Source organism: Lentzea sp. NPDC005914 (genome assembly GCF_040629405.1).
Lineage (GTDB): Bacteria > Actinomycetota > Actinomycetes > Mycobacteriales > Pseudonocardiaceae > Lentzea.
The window spans coordinates 1-11,776 of the sequence record NZ_JBEXVQ010000056.1 but is presented as its reverse complement, the minus strand read 5'-3'; the positions used below and the strand labels follow the sequence as shown (position 1 = coordinate 11,776).

Below are 11,776 nucleotides of genomic sequence, written 5' to 3'. Positions count from 1 at the left end.
CGGTCGGGTGGTGATCACGGCTGGGTGGTGATCTCCGCGAACACTTCCTTGAACGCGGCGAACCGCTCGGCGCCGACCTGGCGGGCGAACCTGGCCTCGATGTCGGAGATGATCCGCTTGGCCTGGACCATCTGGTCGCGGCCCAGTTCCGTGGGCACGACCAGTTTCGCCCGCCGGTCGGCGGGGTCGGGCTGCCGGGTGACGTAGCCGAGCCGTTCCAGCTCGTCGATCAGGGTTCCGACGACCTGCTTGTGCTGGCCGGAGCGTTCGGACAGCTCGCTCGCGCGGGTGCCCTCGGCGGCGATGTAGGCCATGATCGCGCCGTGGCGCGGGCGCAGGTGCTCGTGGCCTGCCTCGGCGAGGCGGGTGAAGAGCTCCTTCTGGAAGCCCGTGAGCAGGTGCGCGGAGAGCACGCCGACGTCCGACATGCCGAGCATGGTAGCCCGTCGGGTGTCAGTCCGAAGAGGACTGAACGGGCAGCGGTGAGCTCTGGAAATCGGAGATGCGCTTCACCACCTGCACGACCAGGACGGCGGCCACGACACCCGCGATCGCGGACAGGGTGGAGAAGATCGCCGTGGTGAGGAACGAGTCGGTCGTCAGCATGCCGTTGCGGTAGGAATGCAGGTATGCGCGGTCCATGATCCACATCAGGACGAACGCGATCCACCACTGCGTGACCAGCTTGTGCTGCACCCGTTGCTGCAGCGGCACGCCCTGCTGCTGCGGGTCGCTGGCCCGCCAGACGTCGTCGACGACCTGCTTGGGGTACCAGAGGTTCACGAACGGAACGAACCAGCCCAGCCACACCCACGTCCTGCTGCGACGGTGTTCGGCAGCGGGTGTCAGGCGTTCGGCGTTGACGCGCGCGTTGTACAACCACACGACGAATACGACGCCCGCCGCTAGTGTCAACAGGAACGCCGGCGTGCCGACCACGACGTTGACCTTATCTGCGGTGTCGAGATCGCTCGCGGTGGCGGTGCCGTCGCGGTAGCCGCGGATGGCGGTGTAGTTGAACCAGTCGGCCGCGGCCTCGCCCACGTTGCCGAGGGCGGTGAGCCCGGCGAGGACGGAAGCCGCGATGCCGAGGCTGCGCACCGGTCTGAACTTCTCCATGTTTTCCCCCAGTCGATCCAGGTTGCGACAGCTAGACGCGGCCGGTGGGGGAATTGTTGAGTGGCCCGCCGTGTGACGGGCCACTCAGGCGCTCAGGCCTTCGGCTCGTACAGGCTGAACGGCGTGCCCTGGTCGTCCCAGCAGTGGGCGATGCGGCCGACGTCGGGCACGGCCTGGACGTCGTCGCTCTTGCCGCCGAGCTCGGCGACCTTGCGCACGGACGAGTCGATGTCGGTGGTGTGGAAGTAGATGCGCGGCTGGGTGAGCTGCGCGTCCTTGGCGGCGATCGCGCCCCGCGCGCCGTTGGTGATGAAGTGGTAGTCCTCGCCCATCGGGCTCGTCTCCCAGCCGAACACGCCGGCGAAGAACGCCCGAGCCCGCGCCGTGTCGTCGGCGGGCAGCTCGAACCAGTTGACCTGTCCGGACATCTCGATCGCTCCTTCGGTTGTCGTGCCTGTGAGCGAAGGACGAGCGAGCGTCGCGGAACTCGACATCAGCCTCCGAGAATTTTCAGGCCGGTGTCGTAGTGCTCGAGTGCGGCGCCAACGGCGGCGGCGACGGTCACCTCGAAGATCTCGTCCTCGGTGTGGTGCTGCTTGAGGCGGGTGATGTCATCGTCGGCAATGCGGTACGAGGCCGTGCGAACTGTTGCGGCGTAAGAGCCCCACGCGTCACCGGCAGCGGCGGCCTGGCGCAGTTCCGGCGGCGTGTGGGCCGGGGCTTCCAGCACGGCGTGGCGGAGATCGCCCGTGCCCTTTCCGGTGAGGAAGCCCGGGAAGCGGTAGCCGAACCTGTGCAGCGAACGGGTTCCGGACTCCAGCTGGCCCGGCAGCAGCCGGAAGCCGAACGCGTTGGCGAGCCGGTTCACGACCTGCCAGATCAGGCTGACCTTCAACGCGTCCACCGCGGCGTCGCGCTGGAGGTCCGGTGGCCTCAGGTCGTCCAGGAACGCCAGCGCGGCGACGAGTTCCGGTCGCAGTGGTGACGGATCGCCTGCTATCTGGACGAGCTCGGCGTGCGTGACGGCGCAGTACGGGCACCGCAGGCGTTCGGCGGTGGTCTTCGCCATGTACTCGCGTTCGCCCGCCGTCCAGAACGACGGCCCGCGCATCGCCTTCGCGCTCAGGTCGAGGAACACCGCGCCGAAGAAATCGGGGCGGTACAACAGGGTCTTGGGCACGTCCGACATCGGGACGCGGGAGACCAGCTCGGTGAAGCCGAAGAACATCCGGGCGGGCAGGCGGTGGCCGCGGTCGAGCACGGTGAGTCGCATCAGGAGTCCTCCAGGGAGCGCAGACGCCCGGCGAGGAACCTCCGGTCGGCCGGGCTGACCGCCAGCTCGTGCGCGAGCCGGTACGCGACAACGGCCTCGTCGCGGCGGTCCAGGCGGCGCAGCAGGTCGGCGCGGGCGGAGTGCAGCAGGTGGTACTCGTTCAACCCGATGATCGCGTCGATCAGCTTGAGCCCCGCCTCGGGGCCGTCGGCCATCGCGACGGCGACCGCGTGGTTGAGCTCGATCACCGGGGTCGGCGCCACCGCGAGAAGTTCGGCGTAGAGGGCGGTGACGCGCGTCCAGTCGACCGGGTCCTGCACGTGCAGGGCGGCGATCACGGCGTGCAGCACGTAGGGGCCGGCCGTGCCGAACCGCAGCGCGCGGTCGAGCAGCGTCATGCCCTCGGCGATCTCCTCGACGTCCCAGAGCGTGCGGTCCTGGTCGTCGAGCAGCACCACGTCGCCTTCCGATGTCATGCGGGCGGCGCTGCGGGAGTCGTGCAGCAGCATCAACGCCACGAGCCCGTGCGCTTCCGGTTCGTCGGGCATCAGGGCGGCGACCAGCTTGCCGAGTCGCAGAGCTTCGTGGCGCAGGTCGGCGTTCGCGGTGGTGTAGCCCTGGGTGAAGATCAGGTAGAGCACCGCGAGCACGCCCTGCAGGCGTTCGGGCAACAGGTGGTCGGCGGGCACCTCGAAGGTGATGCCGGCGTCGCGGATCTTGCGCTTGGCCCGGACCAGGCGCTGGGCGAGCGCGGGTTCGGCGACGAGGAACGTCCGCGCGATCTGTGCGGCCGTGAACCCTGCCACCGCTTGAAGTGTCAGCGCCAGCCTCGCTTCTTCGTTGAGCGCGGGGTGGCAGCAGGTGAAGATCAGGCTGAGCCGTTCGTCGCCGAGGTCGACGAGCTGTTTCTCGCTCATCGTGGCGGGCTGCGGTGGTGCCGGCAGCTTCGTGCGGGCCATCTGGGCGTGCCGGAGCCGGTCGAGCGCGTGGTTGCGGGCGACCGTGAGCAGCCAGGCGAACGGGTCGTCCGGCACCTGTGACCGCGGCCATTTCCGCAACGCCTGCGAGCACGCCTCCTGCAGCGCGTCCTCGGCCAGCTCGAAGTCGCCGAGTGCCCGCACGAGCGCCGCGAGCATCCGGGTCCGGTGCTCGCTGTACACCCGTTCGACCGCGGCCGACGCGAGGTCGCTCATGCCACCCCGTGGTTCAGGCCGGGGATGTGGTCGACCGGGCGCACCTCGATCGTCGCCCCGAACTGCGCCTGCGGCACCATCTCCGCCAGCTCGAGCGCCTCGTCGAGGTCACGGCAGTTGAGCAGGTAGTACCCGCCCAGGTGCTCGTGGGTCTCGGCGAACGGCCCGTCCGTCAGCACCGCCTCGCCCTCTTTGACCCGCACGGACGTGGCGGTGCTGACGGGTTTGAGCGGGTCGCCGGCCACGAACACACCCCGGTTGCGGCACTCGTCCGCGAACGCGTTGACCCTGCTCAGGATCTCCTCGAACCGCGGGTCGCCAGGCGCGGGCCGGTTCTCGCAGTTGTAGATCAAGAACATGTAGTGCATCGATGTCCTCCAGTCGTCCTGGCCTGAGGACGAACGAACCCTCTGGATCTCGACATTCGAGCACGACGTGTTTCTCACGGCGCGGCGAGCGCCTCCGTGGGGGTGAGCCTGGACGCCCTGACCGCCGGGTAGACGCCCGCCGTGACGCCGGTGAGGACTGCCGCCAGGAGTCCCGCCCCGATCATTTCGAGGGGGATCACCGCAGGCCAGGCGTGTGCGGCGGCGTACCCGGCGGTGCCGATCAGGCCCAGGGTCACGCCCGCGATGCCGCCGAGCAGGCACAGCACCACCGACTCGGTGAGGAACTGGGTGCGGATCTGGCCGCGGTGGGCGCCGAGAGCTCGTCGCAGGCCGATCTCGCGTTTGCGTTCCAGTACGGAGATCACCATCGTGTTCGCGACTCCGATGCCGCCGACGAGCAGCGCCACTCCCGCGAGGCCGAGCATGAGGGCGGAGAAGGTGTTCTCGGTGAGGCGCTTGGCCGTGAGGGCGTCGGAAGGGCGGCTGACCCTGACCTGAGACGGGTTCTGCGGGTAGATGGTCGGGGGCAGGACCGCTCTGACGTCGTCGATCGCCGGCTCGTCTGCCCGGAGGTAGAGAACGGTCGGGCGCTCGTCGAAGCCGAGGTTCTCGGCGGCGTTCCAGCCGATGAGCGCGGACCGTTCGATCTCCGGGGCGAGCGGGAGCGGGTCGAGGATGCCGATCACGGTGAACCACGTGTCGTTGACGCGCACCTGGGAGTCGGGGTTCGTGATGCCCAGGCGGGTCGCGGCGATGTGGCCGAGGACGACGGTGGGGAACTTCTCGGTGGCCTGGTTGAGGAACGTGCCGGTGTGGACCCGGCCGTTGAGGGTGTCGAGGAGGTTGAGCTTGGTCGCCAGCACGGTCAGGCCGGACGTCTCCGAGTCCGGGATGCGGTCGGAGCGGCGGACCACGGCGTGGGTGTTGGCGACGGCGCTGACCTGGTCGGTGGGGCCTATGCGGTCGACCATCGCGATCGAGTCCGGTGGCAGGGACGCGGCTTCGTTGCCGGTGCCGGTCGCGGCCTCTGCCCTGAGCAGGTTGGTGCCCAGGGCGTTGAACTCCTCCATGAGCGCGGCTCGGCTGGAGGCGGGGATACCGGTGACGATGACGAGGGTGGCGATGCCGATGGAGATGCCGAGGGCGGAGAGGACGGCTCGCAGAGGGCGGGTGCGCAGAGGGGAGAGGCCGAGGAGGAGAAGATCGAGAGGACTCAGGCGAGTCGGATTCACACCGTCACCTCTGCCTGGATGCGGCCGTCCCTGATCTCCACCTGGCGCGGCAGCCTCGCCGCCACCTCCCGGTCGTGCGTGATCACCGCGAGGGTCGTTCCCTCCCGGTTCAGGTCCAGCAACAGGTCCAGCACCGCCCGGCCGGTTGCCGTGTCCAGGGCGCCGGTCGGTTCGTCGGCCAGCATCAACGCGGGACGGTTCACCACGGCACGTGCGATCGCCACCCGTTGCCGTTCACCGCCCGAGAGCTCGTGCGGCCGATGCTTCAAGCGATGCCCCAAACCCACTCGCTCCAACGCTTCCGCGGCCATCGCGGCACGCCACTTGCGAGGCGTTCCCGCGTAGAGCAGGCCGGTGGCGACGTTGTCCAGTGCGGTCAGGCCGTCTGCCAGGTGGAACTGCTGGAACACGAAACCGATGCGCCTGCCGCGCAACGCAGACAGTTGCCGGTCGGTCAGCTTCGAGATGTCGTGGCCGTCCAGCATCACCGTGCCGGTGGACGGGCGGTCGAGCGTGCCGAGGAGGTTCAGCAGCGTCGACTTGCCCGAGCCGGACGGGCCCACGATCGCCACGGCCTCGCCCGCGTGCAGCGTCAGCGAGACGCCGTCGAGGGCGCGGACGCCGCCCGTGTACTCCTTGACGGCGTCCAGAACTTCGAGGACCGGCGTCATGACGTCGTCACCACCTGCATGCCCTCGGCGACGCCACCACCGCTGATCTCGACCAGGCCTCCGGCGAACAGGCCGGTCTTCACGGCCACGAGCTGACCGGACGCCGACTGGACCGCGTAACCGCCCTCGCGCAACGCCAGCAGAGCGGTGACCGGAACGGCCAGGACTCCTTGTCGGGCGGTGCTGGTGAGGCGGACGCGGACCGGGCCGGAGTCGAACGATCCGACCTCGGTGTCCAGCCCGATGTCGACGGCGATCACTGGGGTTTCCTCGCCGTTGCCGTTCTTCTCGGCTTTGGCCTCGGTGCTGACGGACCGCACGGTTCCAGCGGTTTCGGTCCCGTTGGGCAGCACGACGGTCACCTTCACGTCCTTTTTGAACACTTCGGCCTGGCGTGCGGCGACCGAGGCGGCGACCGCTTTGCCGGTGGCGGTCACGGTCATGAGCGGGCCCTCGCCGGACGCGGAGAGCTTCGCGGTCACCGACTCGAGACGCACTTTTCCGGACAGCACCACGACATCGCCCGGTTCGATCACGCCGCTCTGCTCGACCTTCTCGGCCTTCTGCCAGCGCTTCACGGCGTCGATCGTGGCGGGCGTCCACTCGTCCGCGACGCCGCCGAGCTGGTAGCCGAGCGCGGCGAGGTTGTCCTTCACGATCTTCACGTCCGGGCCTTTCAGATCGGCGGTGTCGAGCTTGCGCCACAACGGGGTGTCGCCGAAGAACAGCCACACCGGCCTGTTGTCCACTTTGTACAGAGCCTCGCCGCGGTCGACGGCGGCACCCGGCGCGGGCAGCGACGTCAAGGTTCCCGGGCGGCGGCCCGTCACCTGCTGGGAGGCGCCGAAGCCCAAGGTGGCCTTGAACTCGCGGATGTCGGTCAGGTCGGTCTTCACCACGGCGACGGTCCTGGGTGCCGGCGGCGGGGAGGGCTGGGCCGGCGCCTCACGAGTCCAGGTGAGCGCTACCGCGCCGCCTGCCAGGGCCAGAGCGACAACTCCGGCGATGAGCCAGCGCTTCACTTGCGTCCTCCGCCGAAAACCTCCTGCTCGCACTCCTTCTCGATCTTGCGGCGCTCTTCCTCCGGCAGCGTCTGCTCGCCGTTGTAGGTCCAGCTGCCGGGCTCGGTCTCGATGACCTTCATGCCGCGGCTGTTGATGCATTGGACGTTCTTGTGCCAGTTGTCCTTGAACGTCGGGTTGCTCGAGTCCATCTCCCACGGCGGCAGCGGCCACTTCTTCGCGCACGCCTTCCACGCCTCGTCGCTGTACTGCCGGCGGCCGGCCGGAGCCGATCCGGTGCCCGTCGCGTTCGGGTCCTTCTCGGCGAGGCACGCGGTGTGCGCGTCGTAGTACCGCCTCTTCTCCTCCTCGGTCATGTCCATGCGCAGACGCGGCTGTTCACCGTCCGACGGCGCGGCGGCGGACGACGACGTGGCGACCGCGCCCGAGGTCTCGAGCGAGGCGACGTTCGACGGTGGGGGAGCGGCCTGGCTGCACGCGGAGAGCAGCAGCACGGCGGCGCCGATCAACAACCTGGGATTCATGGCGGCGATGCTGCCCAGCGGTTGTGAGGAAGATGTGCGCTCAGCGTGCTGGATTCTTCTGGCTCGGCAGCGTGATCGTGAACGTGGTGCCGCGCCCGACCTCGCTGTCCACCGCGATCGTGCCGTTGTGAGCGCTCACCAGGGCGTGCACGATCGCCAGTCCGAGCCCGCTGCCGCCGGTGTCGCGGGTGCGGGAGCGGTCCGCGCGCCAGAACCTGTCGAACACGTGCGGCAGATCTTCGGCCGAGATGCCGGAACCCGTGTCGCTCACGGTGATCCTCCGACCGTCCGTCCACAGGCGAACCGTGTCACCGGAAGGCGTGTAGCGCAGGGCGTTCGTGACGAGGTTGGTGAGGATCTGCCGCAGCCGCACGGGATCCGCGTCCACCACACCGCCACCCTCGGCCACCAGGCCTGGATGCGCGGTGACGAGCTGGTCGAACAGGTCGCGCAGGTCGACCTGCGAGGGGTGCAGCCGGAGCTCGCCCGCGTCGGCCAGTGCGAGGTCCTGGAGGTCGTCGATGAGGTGCTGCAACACCAGCGCCTCGTCGAGCAGCGCGGTCAGCGTCGTGCGGTCCAGTTCGACCACGCCGTCGCGCGCACCCTCCAGCCAGCTGCGGATCGTGCCCAGCGGGTTGCGCAGCTCGTGGGAGATGTCGCTGGTCATGGCCTTGCGCTGGGCGTCGGTGCGGGCCCGGTGCGCCACCATGTCGTTGAACGCGCGGGCGAGCTGGCCGATCTCGCTGCGGGAGGAGATGTCGACCTGGGCGTCGGCGCCGTGCTGCATGCGTTCGGCGGCGGCTGTGAGCGTGCGCAACGGCCTGGTCATCCGCAATGCCACGACCACGCTCACGCTGACGGTCAGCACCAGCACGATCGCCGCGACCAGCACGATCCTGCCCACGTCGAACTTCACCACCGTCGCCTGCGTGGTCTTGCCGGCGGCGTCGGTGACGAACAACAGTGCCGCTGGTGCCACATAAGGCTGCAGTTGGGCGCGGCGTGCGCTGGCCAGGCACTCGGCGTTGGAGGCGAAGGGTTGCCACGACCCGTTGAGCTTGATCTGCTCGTCGGGCAGGCCTCGCTGGCGCAGGCAGTCGTTGACGCGGAGGTTGAGGTCGTTGAACGCCGCTGACTCGCCCAATGTGAGCGTGCTGAGCCGTTGCTCCGCCTCGATGCAGGCCTCCGTCGCGGGCTGGGGCGCAGTTCTGTCCACGTTCACGATCGGGCGGCCCCAGGACGTCGTCTTCATCTCCTCGACGGCGGCCGGTCCGACGCAGCGCAGCGTGTAGAGCTGCCAGTCCTCCGCGAGACTGCCCTTCTCCCGGTCGGTCAGCCCGAACGGGCCGGTGATCCGCGCGTCGATCCGGTCTGGTGGCGCGTCCTGGGCCTGAGCCAGGTCCAGCTCCAACGGGTTGATCACCGCGGACGGCACGGCGGGCAGCTGGCCCGGGTCGAGGTTCGTGCCGGTGTCGGCGATGACCTTGCGGTCGGGCGTGGTGAGGATCAGGCGGCGGTTGCCGGGCGGCAGCGTCACGCCGTCCCAGCCGCGGTGCTCGACGGCGAACGTGATCAGCGTGCGGTAGGTGGCCGCGTCACCGGCCAGCGCGGCGCCGAGCTCCTGCTTGATCGACGTGGACGTGCTCTGCGCGGCCAGCCAGGCCGTGGCGGTGATCGAGCAGATCGCGACGAGCACGGACGCGGCCAGCAGCCGCGCCAGGACGCTATGCACCGGACCCGTCCACCAGCTTGTAGCCGACGCCGTGCACGGTCAGCAGATACGCGGGCTTGCGCGGCTGGACCTCGATCTTCTTGCGCAGGTTCATCACGTGCGCGTCGATCGTGCGTTCGGTGATGTAGCCGTCGAGCCCGTGCACGGCGCTGAGCAGCTGCCCGCGGCTGAACACCCGGCCGGGGCTCGCCGCCATCGTGTGCAGGATCCGGAACTCCGACGCGGTGCACTCGACGTGCTCGCCGCGCACGCTCACCTCGTGCCGGTCGGGGTCGATCGCCAGGTCGCCGAGCGCGATGCCGGAGTTGGCGCTCGTGCGGTGGACGCGCCTCAACAACGTCCGCACGCGCGCCATCAGCTCACGCGGGCTGTAGGGCTTGGTAACGTAGTCGTCGGCGCCCAGATCGAGGCCGTGCAGCAGATCGTCCTCAGTGGACTTCGCGGTGAGCATGAGGACCGGGATGTCGGACTCGTTGCGCAGCACCCGCACGACGTCGAGACCGTCCACCCTGGGCATCATGACGTCGAGGATCAGCAGGTCGGGCGGGTTGCGGCGGACCTCGTCGAGCGCGGCCCCGCCGTCGTGGACGATCCGCACCTGGTAGCCCTCCTGGCGCAGGTATCGCCCGAGCATGTCGGCCTGCATCACGTTGTCCTCGGCCACCAGCACGCACATGCCCATGCGTCGCAACATAGTCATTCACGTGGCCGCCGCACGGTGTGAGGACGCCTTCCGCACAAGATCCTCACAACTGGCTGCCACGGTCGCGGCATGCGAATACTCAGCGTGGTTGCCCTGCTGCTGCTCGGAGTGCCGGCCGTGGCGGCGGCTTCTCCGGACACCGACGTGGTTGTGCACGATCTCAGCACCGACGGCGTCGCGGCCTACTGGACGCCCGAGCGGATCGCGGCGATGCCGACCGGACCGTCCACACCTGGTGTTCCGCCCGTGGACGGACCTGACGGCGCGCCCGGACCTGCCAGCAGGACCATCGGGCGGTTGTTCTTCGTCGACCGCGACGGCGCGGACTCGAGCTGCACCGCAACCCTGGTGGTGAGCGCTAACAGGCGCACAGCCGTCACCGGCGGGCATTGCGTCCACACGGCGAACCTCATCGGCCAGGACCCCCGGTGGCACTCCAAGCTGCTGTTCGTGCCGGGATTCCGGGACGGCGCGCGGCCGTTCGGCGAGTTCGTGGTGCGCAGGGCGGTGGTGAACCAGATGTGGATCACCGACGACCAGCAGTCCGAGTACGACCAGGCGTTCCTGGTGCTGGACAAGCCGTCGCACGCGAGCGAGAACATCGCCTTCAGCCGGCCGGGTGATCGTCCGGCGCACGAGTACGGGTACCCGCGTGCCGCCGGTCAACCTGGGCATCAGGGCAGGCCGGAGTTCACGGGTCAGCGGCTCGCGCAGTGCTGGGGCGCGCCCGTCCTCCACCCTGACGGCGAGAACCTGTGGGGCGTGCCGTGCGACATGGGCGGCGGTTCCAGCGGCGGCCCGAGGATCAGCGGAAACGCCGTCGTGGGCGTGAACACCCAGAGCTTCCGGGTGAACGACGTCAGGCACCTGGGCGGGCCTCAGTTCAGCTGGAAGATCACGGCTCCGCTGTTCCAGAAGGCGCAGACGAGCTGAGGTCGTCCGCGATGGCGGCGATCAGCTCGTAGCTGCGGCGGCGGTCCGCGTGGTGGTAGATCGGCGAGGTGATCATCAGCTCCTCGGTGCCCATTTCGTCGAGCACCGCCCGGAGCCTGCGTGTGATCGTCTCCGGCCCGCCGACCAGCACGCGGCCGTCGTCGGGGCCGGGGTGCGCGTCCTCGGGGCTGGGCAACAGGATCCGGTTGCCCTCCCGGCGGCTGCGCACCTTCGCCCGGATCGGCCCGGCCAGCCACTCGGCCCGCGCGTCGTCCTCGGCGGCGATCACCGAGACGCTGACCAGGTCCGCCCTGCACGTCTCGTCCGGGCTGAGATGCCGCGCGAACGCGAACGGGACACCCAGCTCCGCCGCCAGTTCGGCCGTGCCGGGCGAAGAGCCGAGCAGCCACAGCTCCGGTACGTTGCCGCCCTGCACCGGCACCGCGACGGTGTCCGCCGGGTCGAGCAACGCCTGCAGCTCCTCCAGTTGCTCTCGGTACGGCCGGTCCGTGCGGCGCAGGGTGGAGACCACGTGCGGCGCACCACCGGGTGCACGTCCGACGCCGAGGTCGATGCGGCCGGGGTGCAGCGCCGCGAGCGTGCCGAACTGCTCGGCCACCACGAGTGGCGGGTGGTTCGGCAGCAGCACGCCGCCGGAACCGACGCGCAGGCGCGATGTGAGCGTGGCCAGGTGCCCGACGAGCACGGCCGGAGCGGAGCTGGCGACCCCGCGCATGCCGTGGTGCTCCGGCACCCAGTACCGGTGAAACCCCAGCTCTTCCGCCAGCTCCGCGAGATCGGCCGTGTTGCGCAGCGCCTCACGGGGTGTCGAGCCCTGGACGATCGGCGACGTGTCCAGCACCGACAGTCGAATCCCCATGCCCGCCACACTAAAGGTTGTCCCGTAACGCTGTCTCGGCGTGATCGAATGATCTTGGTGTGGATCAGGTGATCAGTGCGGAGCGGCCGGAGTGGGTGCCGGTGT

14 protein-coding genes are annotated in these 11,776 nt (G+C 69.5%); 1 reads left to right on the top strand and 13 read right to left on the bottom strand.

Annotated elements, in window-relative coordinates:
• Positions 1–14: 14 nt before the first annotated feature.
• The 12 genes from ABZ345_RS44535 to ABZ345_RS44480 all read right to left on the bottom strand — a co-directional run bounded on the left by ABZ345_RS44535 (position 15) and on the right by ABZ345_RS44480 (position 9,831).
• On the bottom strand, positions 15–428 hold the full coding sequence (locus ABZ345_RS44535) for a MarR family transcriptional regulator (RefSeq protein WP_359861338.1): 414 nt from the start codon (positions 426–428) through the stop codon (positions 15–17).
• A 25-nt stretch (positions 429–453) separates the two neighbouring features.
• Complete coding sequence (locus ABZ345_RS44530; protein WP_359861336.1) at positions 454–1,119, bottom strand: DUF4328 domain-containing protein; 666 nt, start codon at positions 1,117–1,119, stop codon at positions 454–456.
• 92 nt (positions 1,120–1,211) lie between these two features.
• Complete coding sequence (locus tag ABZ345_RS44525) at positions 1,212–1,547, bottom strand: VOC family protein (protein WP_359861334.1); 336 nt, start codon at positions 1,545–1,547, stop codon at positions 1,212–1,214.
• Positions 1,548–1,612: 65 nt separating this feature from the next.
• Positions 1,613–2,392 (bottom strand): hypothetical protein, encoded by a 780-nt coding sequence (locus ABZ345_RS44520; RefSeq protein ID WP_359861332.1) that lies wholly within the window; start codon positions 2,390–2,392, stop codon positions 1,613–1,615.
• Complete coding sequence (locus ABZ345_RS44515; protein WP_359861330.1) at positions 2,392–3,585, bottom strand: sigma-70 family RNA polymerase sigma factor; 1,194 nt, start codon at positions 3,583–3,585, stop codon at positions 2,392–2,394. The genes ABZ345_RS44520 and ABZ345_RS44515 overlap by 1 nt, the downstream gene beginning before the upstream one ends.
• The gene (locus ABZ345_RS44510) at positions 3,582–3,953 is read right to left on the bottom strand and encodes a YciI family protein (RefSeq protein ID WP_359861328.1); all 372 of its coding nucleotides are present in this window, start codon (positions 3,951–3,953) and stop codon (positions 3,582–3,584) included. Before ABZ345_RS44510 ends, ABZ345_RS44515 begins: the two co-directional genes overlap by 4 nt.
• 74 nt (positions 3,954–4,027) lie before the next feature.
• Positions 4,028–5,206, bottom strand: coding sequence for an ABC transporter permease (locus ABZ345_RS44505; protein WP_359861326.1), 1,179 nt, complete (start codon positions 5,204–5,206; stop codon positions 4,028–4,030).
• Positions 5,203–5,877 carry an ABC transporter ATP-binding protein gene (locus tag ABZ345_RS44500; RefSeq protein WP_359861324.1) on the bottom strand — a complete coding sequence of 225 codons (675 nt, stop codon included), beginning with the start codon at positions 5,875–5,877 and terminating at the stop codon, positions 5,203–5,205. The genes ABZ345_RS44505 and ABZ345_RS44500 overlap by 4 nt, the downstream gene beginning before the upstream one ends.
• Positions 5,874–6,899, bottom strand: a complete 1,026-nt coding sequence (locus ABZ345_RS44495) for a peptidoglycan-binding protein (protein WP_359861322.1) — start codon at positions 6,897–6,899, stop codon at positions 5,874–5,876. Before ABZ345_RS44495 ends, ABZ345_RS44500 begins: the two co-directional genes overlap by 4 nt.
• Entirely contained in the window at positions 6,896–7,423 is a 528-nt protein-coding gene (locus ABZ345_RS44490) for a hypothetical protein (RefSeq protein ID WP_359861320.1), read from the bottom strand. Before ABZ345_RS44490 ends, ABZ345_RS44495 begins: the two co-directional genes overlap by 4 nt.
• 40 nt (positions 7,424–7,463) lie before the next feature.
• Complete coding sequence (locus tag ABZ345_RS44485) at positions 7,464–9,155, bottom strand: HAMP domain-containing sensor histidine kinase (protein WP_359861318.1); 1,692 nt, start codon at positions 9,153–9,155, stop codon at positions 7,464–7,466.
• A complete protein-coding gene (locus ABZ345_RS44480; RefSeq protein WP_359861397.1) occupies positions 9,148–9,831 on the bottom strand; it encodes a response regulator transcription factor in 684 nt (227 codons plus the stop codon). Before ABZ345_RS44480 ends, ABZ345_RS44485 begins: the two co-directional genes overlap by 8 nt.
• 96 nt (positions 9,832–9,927) lie before the next feature.
• Here ABZ345_RS44480 and ABZ345_RS44475 point away from each other — a divergent pair, with 96 nt between their 5' ends.
• On the top strand, positions 9,928–10,791 hold the full coding sequence (locus ABZ345_RS44475) for a hypothetical protein (RefSeq protein WP_359861316.1): 864 nt from the start codon (positions 9,928–9,930) through the stop codon (positions 10,789–10,791).
• Here ABZ345_RS44475 and ABZ345_RS44470 read toward each other — a convergent pair.
• A complete protein-coding gene (locus ABZ345_RS44470) occupies positions 10,754–11,671 on the bottom strand; it encodes an LLM class flavin-dependent oxidoreductase (protein ID WP_359861314.1) in 918 nt (305 codons plus the stop codon). The two genes, ABZ345_RS44475 and ABZ345_RS44470, sit on opposite strands and share 38 nt — an antisense overlap.
• Positions 11,672–11,776 lie beyond the last annotated feature (105 nt).